We start from the raw sequence: 15,387 nt of genomic DNA on the forward strand, positions 1-15,387 counted from the left end.
CTTGTGCGCAAGACCCTGCGGGTGGCGGCCACAGCGCTTGCGCGTGCGCTTCACTGGGCGGGCCTGCAGCACAGCGCTTCGTGGCGCATGGCGGTTTTCGATGCCGCGCCCAAGGGTTCTGTGTTGATCAGCCAACGGGGCCAGGAGACCTACCTGGTGTCGTCGGGAGACCAGGCCATCGCTCGCGAGCTGTATGTCCGGGGGCAGTTTGATTTCGAAAAGTTCGAGAAGGTGATGCGCCTTTTGGGCCCAACCTCCAAACCCGGTTTACTGCTGGACATTGGTGCCAACATCGGCTGTATCTGTATCGCCGCCGTGAAGCGTGGCCTGTTCGAGAAAGCCCTAGCCTTCGAGCCCGAGAGCTTCAATTACTCGCTGCTGGCGGCCAACATCCATCTCAACGGACTGGCGTCGCGCATCGAGGCGCGGCATATGGCGCTAGGTGCCCGGGATGGCGAGCAACTGGTTTTCGAGCTGTCCAAAGACAACTATGGAGACCATCGCGTCAGCCTGGGCACTGAAGACGGCCGCTTCGGTGAAGCGCGCCGTGAACGCACCGTCGTGCGTTGTGAGAGCCTGGACAGTCAGATCGGTGGCGAGCAGCAGGGCTGCCTGATCTGGATGGACACGCAGGGTTTTGAAGGCTACGTCCTGCAGGGCGCTGCCCGCACGCTGAAGGGCCGGCCGCCGCTGGTCGTCGAGTTCTGGCCTTACGGCATGCAGCGCAACAGGTCCTATGAGGTGCTAAAGCAGGCCATCTTGGAGTCGGGCTACACACACTTCCACGACCTTGAACTGGACGCAGGGCCTGTACCGGTTTCGGAAGCGGCCTTTGACGCTGTGTGGCAACGTCTCGGGGTAGACGGTCGCTTCACGGACCTGCTCATTCAATAGGTCCGCGCCGCATATGCGGTGGTAGCTCACCCTACATCGCCCTTTGGCGAGGAATATCTGCGGCTGCCGCAGGTTGCGCTACGCCGCATCACATGCCGCATAGGCAAAAAAAACGGAGGGCCGAAGCCCTCCGCTTTAGTTGCAATCTCCGAAGAGATTACTTGTTCACCGAGTCGCGAACAGCCAGCGTCGGGCCTTCGTCGCCCTGAGCCGACGAACCTTCGATGAAGTTGCCGTTGGCCGGGTTGTACAGGTAGTTCTGCACGCGGATCGACGAGGTGGCAGCGGTCAGACGCAGGCGAGCGTTTTGGCCGATGTCATCAGCGCCGAAGGCGGTAGCCGTAGCGGTAGCAGCGGCAGACAGCTTGGCGTCGATCTGGGCGCTTTGCATGTAAACCACTTCACGCGGCTTCAGGGTCACCAGGACAGCGGAAGCGCCCAGGTCGCCGTTGCGGTGCAGCACCGTGCCCGACACGTCAGCCGATTGGGCTTCGTCGGTGTTGATGATGCGGACGATGCTCTTCCAGCCGCCCGACGGCGTAGCAGCCACGTCCGGCACGTAGTTGCGCACGTCAACTTGCACGCCATTGGCCAGCAGGTTGTACAGGTTGCCAGGGCAAGCAACGTTCGGCGCTTCCAGCGAAGTGGCAGCCTTGTTCAGCTGGCCGCTGGTCAGCTTGAACTGAGCAACCGGGACTTGAGCCGTGCCAGTGACCGTGTAGATCACGTTCAGGCGGCGAGCCGTCGGCGTGGAGCCGTTGGTGTCCTTCGTGAACGCTGCGTCGGTCAGGTCAGCAGCAGCGACCGTGACGGTAGCTTCCGTGCGGTCAGCATTGAACGTAACCGTCGAGGGGATGGCTGCACCGACCACGGTGGCACCGCCAGCAGCGATCGTGTTGGCATTGACCGTCACCGTGCCGCCCGTGGCGAACTTGCCGGCGACCTTGAAGGTGATGCCGTTGGCTTCCACGATACCGACGCTGGTGGCGGGGTTCGTGCCGAAGCCAGCCGTGCCAACGCTGTACGGGTTCGTGCCGTTCAGGTCAAACAGGACGGCGCGGTCACGCACGATGACTTGACCCAGGTTCAGCACGGTGGTGCTGGCCGTGATGTCAGCCGGCGTGTTCGTGAACAGCTTGCCAGCGGAAGGCAGCAGGACGTCAACCTTCGATTGCTCGATGTCGGTGTCCAGCGCGCCAGCGGTCGTGCGCGGGAAAGCGGAGGAAGCCAGGGCCAGCACTTCAATGGCGCGACGCGATTGCACGATGGGGGTCGTGTTCAGCAGCGGAGCCAGGGTGAAGTTGGAGTCGAACTCGGTGCCAGCGGCGTTGGTCAGCTTGGCCGTCACGTTGACCGAAGCGACAGCATCGCTGCAACCATCAGTCGACAGAGCCGGGGCGCCCAGGGTCGTACCGACCTTGGTAACTTGAACGGCACCGCCACCGCCCAGCACGACTTGCGAGCCGGTCGTGTAGTTGGAGTAGACGGTGACCACGGCGGTCAGGGTCGTCTTGTCGGCGCTCAGCGTGGGGGCGGCAACTTGATAGGTCGTCGCGCTTTGGGCAGCAACGGTGCCATCAGGCTGGGCCAGCACGATGGTGGCGGCGGCAGGAGCTGCATTCCACACAGCGCCACCCGACAGGGTCCACTGGATGGTGAAGCTGTTGGGGTTGGCGGCGGTGCCGGTCAGCGGCAGAGCCAGGGCGTAACCGATGGTCGGAGCGGTCAGGACAACGGTGTTGTCACCGAACACTTCTGCAGCGTAGTTCTTGTAAGACGACTGGATCACACCAGCGTTGGCATTCACAGCCATGCCAGCGACAGCGGCCACGACCAGTGCAGAAAGAAGCTTTTGTTTCATTGAAATTTCCTCGATCAAGAGAACGTTTGAAGTTGACACCTCAACAAGCATGCCGGCTACCTAGGTTTTCCTACCGGACACGCCGCTGCACCGTTGGTTGATGTGACAGCTACCGAGCAGTATACCCACAGCCCAAGGGGCAGCAATGGTGAAACGGGCTCGAATACAGGTTTTGTTGCAGGTGTCGGGGTTTGTCTGAGGGGGGTTAGCCCATGGAGGGGTGCGGTCTTGCGTGTGTGAAAGGCACAACCGAGTCACCGCAGGGTTTGGGTTCATCGCTTGCGGTTCACGGCATCCATGAGCTCCTTCAGTAGCTGGGGGTCTTCCACGGGTTTGCCTGCGCCCGGGCCCGGTTTATCGCCGGGTAGTCGAGGCTGCACGCCCGAGGCGGGCGTCGCGGGAGCACCCGCTTGGGATCGGACGTTAGCGGAAGAGTCGAGGACGGCAGCCGGCCGGGCGCTGGCACCCGCGGGTAAGTCCCGAGGCGATTGTTGTTGCGTGCCAACGCCAGATGCGCTGGAACCGGCTTTGGCGGGAGTTTGTGTCCCGGCAGGCGGCAGCACATAGGGCTTGCTGGCGTTGGTGTCACCCGGGCGGATGCCCTCTGGTGGGCGGTTGCCCGTGTCCACCAATGGCGGGCGCAGATGTTGGAGCGGGGTGTTGCTGTCCCAGCTGAACTGGCGCCGGAAGGCATCGGTGATGGCGTGTGCCTCGAACTCGTCGTTGACGACGTAGGGGGTCACGAGGACGACGAGCTCGGTGCGGATGCGTTTATCGGTGCTGCTCTTGAAGAGGTGACCGACGACAGGGATGTCCTTGATGAGCGGAATGCCGCTGTTCGTAAGGGTGTTGTCCTCGCGCATCAAGCCGCCAAGCAACACCGTTGTGCCGTCGGAGACGGACAGCTTGGTCGTGAGCTTGCGCGTTGAAAACGTCGGGCTGACCTGCACACCGAGATCGGTGGCGACAACCGCTGAAACTTCCTGACTGACATCAAGGTCGATGCGGCCCCCGGAGTGGATGACGGGCTTGACCTGCAGGATGACACCGGCATTCCGGTACTGAATGGAATTCAGCACGTTGGAACCACCACCTGGGACTCCCGTACCGGTAGTGGACTGCTGCTGCTGCGTGATGATGGGAACGTCCTGACCCACCTGGATGGAAGCAGTTTCACCGTTGCGGGCCAGGATGCTGGGGTTGGCCAGGATGCGTGCCTTGCTTGCGGCGGCCAGCGCATTCATCAGCGCAGTGGTGCTGTTGGTTCGGCTGCTGATCTGGGCTACCGCACCGGAGGAGTTGCCCGTGTTGTTGGCGCTTTTGAGGTTGATGTTGAAACCGCCAATGCGGAACTGGTCGAGGATCCAGCTGAAGCCCAAGGTCTCGGTGTTGTCCAGCGCGATTTCGGCGACGGTGACGGAAACGAGGGCGGTGCGGGCGGGGCGGTCCAGTTCCTGCAGCAGGCCGAACCATTGCTGGTACTCGGTAGGGCTGCCCTGGATGATGAGGGTGTTGCTGGCGGCGTTGACGACGACGCGGGACCTGACGGATGAACTGCTGCTTGGCGTGGCCGTCGCCGTGGCCGTGGCAGTGGCAGTGGCGGCAGCGGGGTTCATCACCTCCTGCAGCGTCTTGGCCAGCTCGCCGGCGTCCATATTGCGCACGGCATAGGTGAAGTAGCCCGCCGTGCCCCGGCCGCTGGCCGGCTGGTCGAGTTCGTTGGCCCAGCGCAGCGCATGGTTGAGCACATCGTCCGAGGCGGCGAAGACGATGACGGAATTCAGCGGGCCGATGGGCAGCAGGATGATCGGCGCCTGAGCAGTGCCGGAGTTGCCGACGTTGTAGCCCTGGGCCTGGAGAATCTCGGTCAGCTTCTTGGACAGTTCATCGGCCGACCAGTACAACGGGGCGATGCGGGCGCTGTTGCGGCCGCGCATCTGCGGCTGGTCCAGCACCTGGATGGCCTCGAGAGCCGCGCTCACGTCATCGGTCTGGCCGCTGAGCAGCACCGCCTGGCGGCCGAGGTCCTCTTGCACATTGACACGCTGGCCGAACAAGGTCTTGAGCCAGCCGGCGACGTTGCTGGGGCTGACGCTCTCCAGTTCGGCCATATAGAACACCGGGCGCAGAGATTGCGGCACGTCGGGCGAGGCGCGGCCGCGCTGCAGCTCCGGTAGATATCCGGCGTTGCCACCGGCAGGGGTGACGCGCACGAGGTTGTCGAACTCGGTGACGGCCAGCCCATAGCTCTTGAGCACGGCGCGGGCGGCTTCGGACAGTGCGGTGGCGGAAAGCGTCTTGCCGGACTTCAGCGACACGAGTTCCTTGCGCGTGGCGATGGAAGGGTCGACCGAGACGTTGCGCTTGAGGATGGTGGCGTAGACCGTGTCGATGAAGACGGGCAGCGGCAGCTGTTCCAGCGAGACCGCGGCGGCAATCTCGGGTTCCGCAGGATTGCTGTTCGCGGGGTTGGTGCGCGTGGCGCTGCGCGTGCTGGGCTGGACGCCGGGTGTCTGGAAAAGACGGACATTGCTGCGCGGTGCCGGGTCCGCGGCCGCGCCAGCGGAGGCCGCGGCTTCCGCTGCCGTAACCAGAGATGGGAAGGGAACGGGCGCTTCGTCGCGGCGATCGGGCAGGACAGGAGTGGTCAGGTGCTGGCAGCCGCTGAGGGTGGTCGCCACCGCGGCGGCGACGGCCGTGGAGAACATGCCGCGGGGCAGCAGTCGAGGCGTGAGTAGGGCGTGCTTGGTCATGGCTCGATCAACTGGATGGTGCGCTTGCGGCCTTTGGCGTCCTGCAGCTGGACGCTGGTGGCATTGAGGGATGTGAGGCGTTCGCCGTTGGGCAGCTTGTCGCCGGCCTTGAGCAGCAGCGGCGGCTGTTCGTTGGCCGTCATCACCAACTGGCGTTGGCCGTGGTTCTCGGTCAGGGCGGCGAAGCGCCAGACGATTTCTTCGCTACCTGCGGTGCCGGCAGCCGTCGTGGCTGCTGGCGGGGGCGCGGCGCGCTGCAAAGCGAAGGGGTCAGCCGCCTGCAGGCGCGACCAGAGCGGGTCGCGGGACAGGTCGGCCGTGCCCCGCAGCGAAGGCGGTGTGGGTTGCTGTGCCGCTGCAGTGGCGGACTGGGCCAACGGTGCCGGCCGATGCCACCACCAGCCGAAGGCGCCCAGGGCGAGCCAGGCGAGCAATGCCGCGGCTAGGCGGGCGAGCGGATGGGCGATCAGCGCGTTCATTTGGACGACGGCTTGGCGGCCGCCTTGTCAGCGGGCTGGGCTTCGATGATGACGGGGACGGAAATGGTTATTTCGATGCGCCGGCTGCGCTTGGAGACGGACAGTGCGTCGACGCTGGCGAGCTGACCACCGCGCTCGACCCGTTGCAGCACGGTCTCCAGCGAGCCCGGGACGAGCTCGAAACTGATCTGTGCGCGGGCGCGCACGGCTTCACGGGCCAGGCGGGCGCCGAGACCGTTCGGGTTGGGATTTTCAGCTGGCTCGCCGGCCGAAGCTGCCTGCGCCGGAGCAGCAGCTTGCACGGGTTGCAGGCGCAGCGTCGGGCGGGCGATGTCGGCGTCTTTCAGCATGCTGCTGAGCCAGTCACGCAGCATGGCCTGGGCCTGGGCTTCGGAGGGGGCATGCCAGAGCTGGTCCTGGAAGGACTGCTGGGCGGTGCCCAGCTGGCCACTGAGTTGTACCCAGTCAACCCGATCGGCAGAAACCTGCAGGGCCTGCACACGTTTGCGCAGCGCAACGAGGTCGCGATCGAGTTTCTGCTGGTGCTCCCAGGCGCGCATGCCGAGTTCCCCCGCAACAGCGAGCAGGCCGACGGCGACGAGCAGCCACAGCGTGCGGTTCTGGGCGCTGGGGCGCAACTGGGCTCGCAGCTGCTGCCACTGGGCGGAGAGCTGGGTGACGAGCGTGCTCATGGCGCAGCCACCCGCATGTTCAGGATCAGGCTGGTGTTGCTGGAGTCCAGGCCGATGCGCACCTCGCTGAAACCCTGCAGCTTCTCGATGCGCCGGGTGATGTCGAGCATGACGAGTTGGCCTTCCGGAATGTCGAGCGCGAGTTTGAGCTGGCCATTGCGATAGTCCCATTCGGCGAGGCTGGGCGCGGACGGCACTGCGGTTGTGGCGCCCGCCGGTGCTGCGGTGATCGTGCCGGGGGCAGCGTTGGTCGCTGCGGAGGCTGCCGGCGCGGGCAGGCCGGGCGGTGCCGCAAGGATGCCGCTGGCGACCACCTTGTCCAACAGTTCGAGTTGCGAGCTGCGCGGGGCGAGGGCGCGCAGTGCGTCGAAGTCCTCTCGCAGCGCCAGATAGCGGCTGCGCTGACCCAGGGCCTGCTCGCGCTCGCTGCGCAGCCGGGCGAGCAGGGCCTGGTCTTCGCGCAGCTGATGCACGGTTTGCAGATGGACGCCGATGCCGACAGCGACGAGACCGCCCACCAGCAGCAGCGCGGCTTGCCAGCGCCAGCCGGCCCAGGGGTCGGGCGTGGGCAGGTTGTCGCCGCGCAGCCAGCCGCGTGCGGGGGTGCCGATCTGGACCGGCGAGCTGCGCTGGGGCCGGGGGTGATCGTCGGGTTGCAGGCCCGCAGCGCGTACGAACAGGGCCCAGTCCGACTCCGACGGTACGGCGGGCCACCAGCGCGTCAGCCTCAGTTCGCCGTCGACCCAATATTGCGCTTCGCTGCCGGCGCCGCGGGCCAGCAGGCGCAGGCCCTGGCCGGGCTGCTCGAGCAGGGGTTGCGGCCAGTGCTGGCGCAAGTCACGAGCCTGGACGTCGGAGGCAGGTTGCCACAGCCAGGCCTGGAGCTGACCGTCACTCTGCTCGCGGTAGGCAAAGGCCAGGCGGGAGCCGGCCGGGACATACGGCAGCAACTGCAGGCGCATGGCGGACTGCAGCGCACGGCCCTTGAGCGGCGGGAGCTTGAGCGTCACATGGCGCAGTTCACTGCGCTCGATGGGAACAAGGCTGGGACGGGTGAGCATTCCTTGGCGGAGGCGTCAGGGCGGCGAGGAGGGGCTGGACAGGACGTCGCTGAAGGGAGACCACAGCGGCGGCGGCGGGGTATCGGGCAACTGGTCGGGCAGGGGCTGAAGCTTCTTGATATCAGGCAGAGGTTGTCGGCGCGGCAGGCGGTAGCTGTAGTTGGTATGCAGGGGCGTGAAGGCGCTCTCGCCCGTGCTCGACACTGACAGTTGCTGGCACCAGTCGACGCCGGAGGGGCAGATTGTGACCAAGACCTCGTTGGACGGCAGGGTGATGTAGCGGCCCATCGCGAACATGCTGGTTTCGGCGAGGGTGGGCAGGGCGTCGGTATTCAGGAACGTGCCCGGAGGGCGAGCTTTGACGAGTTCGTCCGCCACGGTCGGGTCGAGGCCGGAGATGGCGGAGAGCACCGGGCCTCGGACGGTGTAGCGGTTAACCGTGCCCAGGGGGCCAGTGTGGACATGGGCCACAAAGCGCTCCAGGAAGTCCTGAGGCAGGTCCCGCCAGCCCACAAGCCGATGCAACTCGGCCGGTGTGAGCAGGCGGCCGTTGCGGGGCGGCGGAAGCTTGGCGGCGAAGTATTCAGGCGCCTCGGCGCCGTTGAGCCGCTGCAGGTCGTCCTTGTCAGTGTAGTCGAGCAGCGCATCAGTCAGCCGGTCGACCTGGCCCAGGTCGGTCAGGCCCAGGGCGACCAGCAGCTGATAGATCTCCAGCCGAGAAGCGCGACGCAGGCCGAGCAGGGCGCCTGCGTCGGTGTAGTGAACGACAGCGCCGGAGCGGCTGAGATAGGGGCGGCCGTCTAGCTTGATGGACCCCATGCTGTCGCCGCGCCGGTAGAGGGCGCCGCTGAGGAAGAGGGCGTCGGCGCTGGCTTCTGCGACCTGGCGGGTGGCGATGCGGTCAGCCTCGATGGTCAGCACCAGGCGGCGCAGCTCGTCGCTGCGGTGGGCCATCATCGCGATGCCAACCGAAATCAGCGCAAGGATGGCGACGGTGACGGGCAGCACGAAGCCGCGGCTGGTCTGGCGCGGCTTCATGGTCGGTTCAGGTCAGCAATCGGTGAACTGGGCTCGCCAAGACGCCAGCCGGAGGCGCGCGGCGCGGCCAGCAGTTCGTGGGAGCGGCTCTCGCCGACGATCGTGTAGGAAAAGGCCACGAGCGCGGGCAGATAGCTGTCGCGCTCCCGAGGCAAGGGCATGCCCGCGATGGGCGACGGCGGCGGCCAGTCGTCGTGCCATTGGCCGGCGTTGTCGAGGTAGCGCCAGCGAGCTTCGCTGAAACGCCAGGGCAGGGGCCGGCTGTCGGCCTCGCCGTGAGTGATTTGCAGCCGCTTGCCCTCGGAGGTCGTTTCCAGCTTCACGGAGACCGCCAGCGGCGCAGCGCCGACGGTGGCCAGCAGCGAGGTGCTGGTCTCGGCGACGAAGCCCTTGTCATCGGCGCTGAACTCGGTGCCGGCCTGATACTCGGGCACAAGGGTTTCGCTGATGAGCTGGCGCAGCAGCAGGGCGAGCTGCTGGTGGGTGCGGGCATGCTCGGCGGCCTCGCCCAGCTTGGCCTGGGCGTTCATGCTCTGATGCCAGCCGAGGGTGAGGACAGCAAAAAGCATCGCGAAGATGGTCACCGTGACCAGCACTTCGAGCAGCGACAGGCCGAGCTGCCGGTGGAGCGGCCGGGCGCGCTTCATGGCGAATTGGTGCCAAAGATGCCCGACGGCCGCGCGCGTGCCGCCCGGTACCCCGCGACCTGCAGCTCGCGCTGCAGCACCTGGGCCTGGTCGGCGCGGCGCAGCACGCGCAGATTGACCTTGTAGATGGCGACTTGATAGGGGCTCAGGCCCATCGGGTGCCGGACCTGGTCCACCAGCGGACGCACGGGCTGCGACTGCCAGTCGTAGACATAGAGCTCGGTCTGCAGCTTGCCTTGCGGCTGCAGGACGGGATTGATGGCCTGGCTCAACTCGATCAGATTGCGCTCGATTTCGGCCTCGTCGAGCAATTCGACGGCGCGGTTGGCGGTGCGGTAGGTCTGGGCCGCCCAGCTGAAGAGCGCACCGCCAAAGGTGGCGACGATGACCAGGGCCACGATGACTTCGAGGAGGGCGATGCCGCGGTGACGATTCATCCACCGCTTCCCAGGTCAGTGATCTGCAGCTCGCAGCTGAGTGCGCCGAATTGCAGGCGCCATTGCTGCACAGGGGACGGGGCAGTCAGCAGCAGGGCGCCCTCCGTGCAGCTGCCGGCGCGGCCCAGGCGCGGTGCCGGGTCCTGCGGCTTCAGCGTCCAGCCGGGCGGGAGCTCCACAGGCGGCAGCCCATCGGCCATGGGCCGGGCGAGGCCGGCGGCATCGAGCTTGAGTTCCACGCCCATCGCTGCGGCGCGCACCGGCAGCAGGCGGGCGCTGCCCGCCACCTGGGCCAGGTCGGCCGCCCGGTAGGCGGCGTCGAGCCGGCGCGCCAGGGCCGGCACGGCGACAGCGGCCACGAGGCCGATGATGGCGAGTGCCACGACGACTTCGATCAGCGTGAAGCCGCCGTGGGCACGCAGGCGGCCGGGCATCGCGGCGGTATCAGTTCGGCGCGTCGGTGCCCGGCTTCTTGGCGAGGCCGATGTCGGCATCGATGCCCTCGCCGCCGGGCTTGCCATCGGCACCCAGCGAGATGATGGAGAAGGGGCGGCCATCCTCGCCCGGGACGCGGTACTGGTAGGGGTTGTTCCAGGGGTCCTGCGGCACGGCCTCGTCGAGATAAGGGCCCTTCCAGCGCTCGCGCAGCTTGGGATCGGTGGGCGGCGTGCTGAGCATTTCCAGACCTTGTTCGGTGGTCGGGTAGCTGCCAATGTCCATGCGCAGGGACTCGACGGCGCCGCGCAGCAGCTTGATCTGCACGCCGGCCGTTTGCACCTTGGAGGAGTCGACCTTGGCGAACAGACGCGGGCCGACGAGGCCGGCGACAAGGCCGATGATCACGAGGACCACCAGCATTTCGAGCAGCGTGAAGCCGCGGATGCGGCGGGCCTTGTTGGACATGTTCAGAACTTCACTTCAGACAGGGACGTGAGCGCCAGCACGACACCCACGACGACGAGGGCGATGATACCGCCCAGTATCAGGATGGCCGCCGGCTCGATCAGGGCGACGAGGCGCCGCCGGGTGCTGCGGTTGGCCTCCAGCGAGTAGGCCGCCACATGGCCCATCATCTGCCCCAGCTGCCCGGTGCGCTCGCCGACGCGCACCATGCTCAGCGCGGTTGCGGACAGCAGATCGCGCTCCTGCAGCGAGCGCGACAGCGATTCGCCGCGGCCGACGTCGGCGATGCTTTCGCGCAGACCCTGCTGAACGTCGGGCAAGGTGACGGCTGCGGCGGTCAGGTCCAGTGCGGTGAGGATGGGCACCCGGCTTTGCAGCATCAGCGCGAACATGCCGGTCCAGCGCGACAGCTCCTGCTGATGCAGCCAGGGCCCGAGCAGCGGCCATTTGGACAGCATGCTGCGGATGCGCTGCGGGCCCAGCGCGCGGCGCACCGCGATGAAGATGCCGGCGGCCGCGGCCATGCCCAGCAATACGGCGACGACGTGCTCGTTGAAGAAGGTGCCGATGGTCAGCACCGCGGCCGACAGCCACGGCAGCTCGACGTTCTTGCCGGCCAGCAGGCTGGAAAAGCGCGGCACCACGAAAGAGAACACGAACAGCACGGCCGAGACGCCGGCACCGATCAGGATGCTCGGGTAGACCAGGGCCTCAGAGGTTTCGGCGCGGATCTGTTCGTCGAAGTCCAGCTGTTCGGCGGCGCGGGTCAGCGCGGCCGGCAGGTCGCCCGTGGATTCGCCAGCCGCAACGAGGGCCAGCACATAAGGCGGCAGCGGTAGCGCCGGTGACTGCGCCTGCAATTGCAGGGCGGCGGAGAAGCGTTCGCCCGACAGCACGGCGGACAGCACGGCGGTGAGGGGTTCGCCCTGGGGGCTGTCGCGGCGGCCTTCGAGCAGGGTGCGCAGCGATTCCTCCAGCGTGACACCCGCCTGCAGCAGGGAGGAGAGTTCGCGCACCAGCAGCATGGTGGCGACACGGGGTTTCTCGCGGCGACCTTTGCGGCCGGGTGCCGTTCGGCGCGCGCGCAGCGGCTTCAGCTCGATGGGGCTGAGACCCTGCCGCGCCAGGACCTGGGTGGCTTCTTCTTCGGTGGAGGCGTCAAGTTCGCCCTTTTGCAGGCGGCCCTGGCTGTCCAGGGCTTGATAGGCGTAGGGCATGAGCGTCAGCGAGCGAGTGCGGCGATGGGCGCGAACCCGACCGCAGGCGAGAAGCGATTTTCCCATAGCCGCTTCAAGCCGGCCCGGTGCTCAGGCGTGGCGCGGGCGAGCAGCGCGCGCAACTGGGCGTGGAAATCGGTGAGGCGGCGGTGGTCGAAGGTCAGGCCGGCGCCCAGCGCGGCCAGCTCGCGGTGGACCGCGATATTGGACAGCAGGCTGGGACAGCCGGCGCGCAGTGCCTCGACGACGACCAGGGGCAGGCCTTCGGTGAGCGAGGGCAGCACCAATGCGTCCACCTGTTCCAGCATGGGGCCGGGCTGAGGAACGTGGCCTGCGAGCAGGACGCGGTCGCCAAGTTCGGTCGCAGCGGCTTCGAGCGTGGCGCGCAGCGGGCCGTCGCCGCAGAGCACCAGCGCCAGCGCGGGATCGGCCGCCAGGCTCGGGAGCATTGCGCTGACGTTCTTCAGCGTGGACAGCGTGCCAACATAAGCCAGCACCGTGCGCCCGGCGGCGCGCTGCCGGGCCAGCCAGGTGGCGATGGGCGATGGCAGGGCAGCAGCGGCGACCGGTGCCCGGAAGTTGTAGGCCACGTCGAAATGCAGCTCCGGTGCCAGCCGCGCGTAATGCCGCTGGCTGGCGCGGGAGACGCTGAAACGTCGATCCATGCGCGCGACGGCACGCCGCCACAGCGACCAGGACAGGCCGACCTTCCAGCGGGCATAGCCATGCCGGAGGTCGGCCAGGAAGTTGTTGTGGGCCGTGGTGATGACGGTGCGCCGGCTCGATCCAGCCAGCAGCCCGCCGAGCAGGTCGGGGCGCAGGCAATGGGTGTGGACCAGGCCGCGCAGGCGCCAGAGGTCCGACAGCCGGAAGCGGCGCACCTCGGCCAGCCCGGCCAGATCGTCTCGGCCGGGGCCGTGCGAGAGATAGAGCCAGCGCACCTGCCAGCCCCTATCGAGTGCGGCGCGTGCGAGTTCGGCGGCGACGTTGTTGGGGCCGGTGGCATCCAGCCGCGGCGTGATCAACGTGTACTGAGGCGTCATCGACGTGCGCCGGCCTGCAGCAGGGCCGTGACGATGCGCTCGCTGGCGTGGCCGTCGCCGAAGGGATGGCGGGCTTCGGCCATGGCAGCATAGGCGGCCGGCTCGTCGAGCAGGCGGGTGCTTGCCGCCACCAGCGGGGCACTCTGCTGGCCGATGAGCAGGGCGGTGCCGGCTTCGATGGCCTCGGGGCGCTCGGTGGTGTCGCGGGTCACGAGCACGGGCTTGCCCAGGCCGGGCGCCTCCTCCTGGATGCCGCCGCTGTCGGTGATGATGTGATGGCAGCGGCGCATCAGTGCGACGAAGCCCAGGTAGTCCAGCGGCTCGATGAGGTGGACGTTCGATGTGCCGGTCAGCAGCGTGGCGACTGTTTCGCGCACGCGGGGATTGAGGTGGACCGGGAAGACGATGTCCACGTCGCCGCGCGCCGCGAGCTGGCGCAGGGCCTCGCAGGTGGCGGCCAGCCCATGGTCGAGGTTCTCGCGCCGGTGGCCGGTGACGAGGATGAGGCGCCGACCCTGGGCCAGTTCGGCACTGAGGGCTGGGCCCAGGGTGCGTTCCAGCCTTTCATCCAGATCAGTGCGGGTGCAGACCCACTGCAACGCGTCGATGACGGTGTTGCCCGTGGTGAGGATGGCCGCGTCGGCAATGCCCTCGCGACGCAACTGGGCCGCCGCCCAGGGCGTGGGGGCGAAATGCAGGTCGGCCAGCAGCGACAGCGTGCGGCGGTAGACCTCTTCGGGCCAGGGCGAATCGCGCTGGCCGGTGCGCAGGCCGGCTTCGACATGCGCCAGCGGCACCTGCGCATGGAAGGCCGCCAGGCCGGCGGCGAAGGCGGTCGTCGTATCGCCCTGCACGACGATGCGATCGGGACGCGCCGTGCGGATGAGCTGGCCGATGCCGGTCAGCGTGCCGGCTGCCAGCTGGTTCAGGTCGGGCTGCTCCTGCATCAGTGCCAGGTTCTCGTCGGGCGCCAGCCCGAAAACCTGCAGGGCCTGGGCCAGCATCTGCTGATGCTGGCCGGTGGCGCACAGCAGGTGGTCGACATCGGGGTGGGCCTGCAGGCGCTGGATCACCGGCGCGAGCTTGATGGCCTCGGGCCGGGTGCCGACGACGGTCAGGATGCGAAGGCGGGTCATGCGGGTCGGGGAGGGCGCGAGGTGAGGGCGCAGACAACGGCAAACAGCAGCAGCGAGGCGATGAGGCGGCCGGCCTGCATGCCGGCCACGCCGCCGAGCAGGCTGCCCAGCCCGAGGAAGACGGCTGCCCACGACAGGCTGAGCAGGGCCGCGCAAGCATAGAGCCTGCGCGCCATCAACTCGTTGTGCAGCAGGCTCAGCGACAGCGCCAGGCTGGCGTTGCACAACATCCAGCGCGTGGCCCAGGGGTCGGTCAAGGCCGGGTTGCCGATGAGATGCAGCAGCCATTGAGGCTGCCAGCCGATCAGGAGCGCGATGAACAACCCTGCCGCAGCGCTGCGGTAGACCCAGGGCCGCAAGGCGCGCTGGGCCTGGGCGCCCCGGTCATGCGCCGCCAGCAGCGGCAGCAGGGCCTGGCCCACCAGCCCGGGCGCGTAAAGCAGCAGTTGGTGGAGTTGTTCCAGCGCCTGGTATTGCGCGAGATCGGCGGCCTGCGCGCCATGCCGTGTCACGAGCGCGGCGGCCGCAAACGCGACGGGCGTGACGGCAGCATTGGCGAGGGTGCTCCAGACCACGTCCAGGCTGCTGTGGGGCTTCGCTGCAGTGCGGCTGGATTCACGCACCGGCAGCGCCCCAAGCAACAGGACGAGCCCCAGCGCCAGCGCTGTCGAGCTGCCGAAGGCCAGCCCCCAAAGCGACGCCGTGAGGCTGTGGTCGGTCATGAAGCTGAGACCCATGCCCACCGCCTGGCCAATGCCGCCCAGGCCCAGCAGCAGGGCCGAGCGCCGCACCGCATGCAGGCCGTTGAGCATGGCGGCGATCAGCAGCGTCAGCGACCAGGCCAGACCATGGGCGAGCGCGGGCCAGAAGGCGACGGGGTTGAGGTGATCGCCGAAGGCGCGCATCGCGACCGGTGCACCGAGGGCCGCGACGACGCCGGTCAACAGGCCAGTCCAGATCGTGCCCTGGCTCAGCGCGCGCAGCGCCAGACCGCGCCGCGCCGGGCCAGGATCGGCCGCCAGCCGCTGCGTGGTGACGGTGCCCAAGGCTGTGATTGCGAGACTGGCGGCCACGGAGGCCCAGGCGAAGGCGATGGACAGCGACGCAAAGGCCACGGCGTCGAGCCGCCGCCCGAGGGCGATGAGCACGGCATACGGTGCAAGGCGGCCGATGACGCTGCCGGCGGTCAGCCAGGCCGAGCGGGACAGCAACTCACGCCACATGAA

Annotated in this window: 15 protein-coding genes; 1 reads left to right on the forward strand and 14 read right to left on the reverse strand. The window is 67.6% G+C overall.

Annotated elements, in window-relative coordinates; all coding sequences use genetic code 11:
• Window positions 1–3 precede the first annotated feature (3 nt).
• Window positions 4–894, forward strand: a complete 891-nt coding sequence (locus ACS5PN_RS23330; RefSeq protein ID WP_439466417.1) for an FkbM family methyltransferase — start codon at window positions 4–6, stop codon at window positions 892–894.
• Window positions 895–1,051: 157 nt separating this feature from the next.
• On the opposite strand, the gene ACS5PN_RS23335 is transcribed toward ACS5PN_RS23330, so the two are convergent.
• The 14 genes from ACS5PN_RS23335 to ACS5PN_RS23400 all read right to left on the reverse strand — a co-directional run bounded on the left by ACS5PN_RS23335 (window position 1,052) and on the right by ACS5PN_RS23400 (window position 15,384).
• A complete protein-coding gene (locus tag ACS5PN_RS23335; protein ID WP_439466418.1) occupies window positions 1,052–2,806 on the reverse strand; it encodes a hypothetical protein in 1,755 nt (584 codons plus the stop codon).
• A gap of 221 nt (window positions 2,807–3,027) precedes the next feature.
• Window positions 3,028–5,508 (reverse strand): secretin N-terminal domain-containing protein, encoded by a 2,481-nt coding sequence (locus ACS5PN_RS23340; protein ID WP_439466419.1) that lies wholly within the window; start codon window positions 5,506–5,508, stop codon window positions 3,028–3,030.
• The gene (locus ACS5PN_RS23345; protein ID WP_439466420.1) at window positions 5,505–5,987 is read right to left on the reverse strand and encodes a hypothetical protein; all 483 of its coding nucleotides are present in this window, start codon (window positions 5,985–5,987) and stop codon (window positions 5,505–5,507) included. The genes ACS5PN_RS23340 and ACS5PN_RS23345 overlap by 4 nt, the downstream gene beginning before the upstream one ends.
• On the reverse strand, window positions 5,984–6,679 hold the full coding sequence (locus ACS5PN_RS23350) for a hypothetical protein (RefSeq protein ID WP_439466421.1): 696 nt from the start codon (window positions 6,677–6,679) through the stop codon (window positions 5,984–5,986). Before ACS5PN_RS23350 ends, ACS5PN_RS23345 begins: the two co-directional genes overlap by 4 nt.
• Window positions 6,676–7,740 carry a hypothetical protein gene (locus ACS5PN_RS23355; RefSeq protein ID WP_439466422.1) on the reverse strand — a complete coding sequence of 355 codons (1,065 nt, stop codon included), beginning with the start codon at window positions 7,738–7,740 and terminating at the stop codon, window positions 6,676–6,678. Before ACS5PN_RS23355 ends, ACS5PN_RS23350 begins: the two co-directional genes overlap by 4 nt.
• Window positions 7,741–7,755: 15 nt before the next feature.
• Window positions 7,756–8,778, reverse strand: a complete 1,023-nt coding sequence (locus ACS5PN_RS23360; protein WP_439466423.1) for a hypothetical protein — start codon at window positions 8,776–8,778, stop codon at window positions 7,756–7,758.
• Window positions 8,775–9,425, reverse strand: a complete 651-nt coding sequence (locus tag ACS5PN_RS23365; RefSeq protein WP_439466424.1) for a prepilin-type N-terminal cleavage/methylation domain-containing protein — start codon at window positions 9,423–9,425, stop codon at window positions 8,775–8,777. The genes ACS5PN_RS23360 and ACS5PN_RS23365 overlap by 4 nt, the downstream gene beginning before the upstream one ends.
• Window positions 9,422–9,862: a type II secretion system protein gene (locus ACS5PN_RS23370; protein WP_439466425.1), complete on the reverse strand. Its 441-nt coding sequence runs from the start codon at window positions 9,860–9,862 to the stop codon at window positions 9,422–9,424. Before ACS5PN_RS23370 ends, ACS5PN_RS23365 begins: the two co-directional genes overlap by 4 nt.
• Complete coding sequence (locus ACS5PN_RS23375) at window positions 9,859–10,296, reverse strand: type II secretion system protein (RefSeq protein WP_439466426.1); 438 nt, start codon at window positions 10,294–10,296, stop codon at window positions 9,859–9,861. Before ACS5PN_RS23375 ends, ACS5PN_RS23370 begins: the two co-directional genes overlap by 4 nt.
• A 10-nt stretch (window positions 10,297–10,306) precedes the next feature.
• Window positions 10,307–10,765, reverse strand: a complete 459-nt coding sequence (gene gspG, locus ACS5PN_RS23380) for a type II secretion system major pseudopilin GspG (RefSeq protein WP_439466427.1) — start codon at window positions 10,763–10,765, stop codon at window positions 10,307–10,309.
• Between the two features lie 2 nt (window positions 10,766–10,767).
• Window positions 10,768–11,982 (reverse strand): type II secretion system F family protein, encoded by a 1,215-nt coding sequence (locus ACS5PN_RS23385; protein ID WP_439466428.1) that lies wholly within the window; start codon window positions 11,980–11,982, stop codon window positions 10,768–10,770.
• A gap of 5 nt (window positions 11,983–11,987) precedes the next feature.
• On the reverse strand, window positions 11,988–13,025 hold the full coding sequence (locus ACS5PN_RS23390; protein WP_439466429.1) for a glycosyltransferase family 4 protein: 1,038 nt from the start codon (window positions 13,023–13,025) through the stop codon (window positions 11,988–11,990).
• Window positions 13,022–14,161, reverse strand: coding sequence for a non-hydrolyzing UDP-N-acetylglucosamine 2-epimerase (wecB, locus tag ACS5PN_RS23395; RefSeq protein WP_439466430.1), 1,140 nt, complete (start codon window positions 14,159–14,161; stop codon window positions 13,022–13,024). Before wecB ends, ACS5PN_RS23390 begins: the two co-directional genes overlap by 4 nt.
• Window positions 14,158–15,384, reverse strand: a complete 1,227-nt coding sequence (locus tag ACS5PN_RS23400) for a lipopolysaccharide biosynthesis protein (RefSeq protein ID WP_439466431.1) — start codon at window positions 15,382–15,384, stop codon at window positions 14,158–14,160. The genes wecB and ACS5PN_RS23400 overlap by 4 nt, the downstream gene beginning before the upstream one ends.
• Between the last annotated feature and the right edge of the window lie 3 nt (window positions 15,385–15,387).

The sequence above is a fragment of the Roseateles sp. NT4 genome, assembly GCF_051857475.1.
Lineage (GTDB): Bacteria > Pseudomonadota > Gammaproteobacteria > Burkholderiales > Burkholderiaceae_C > Pelomonas.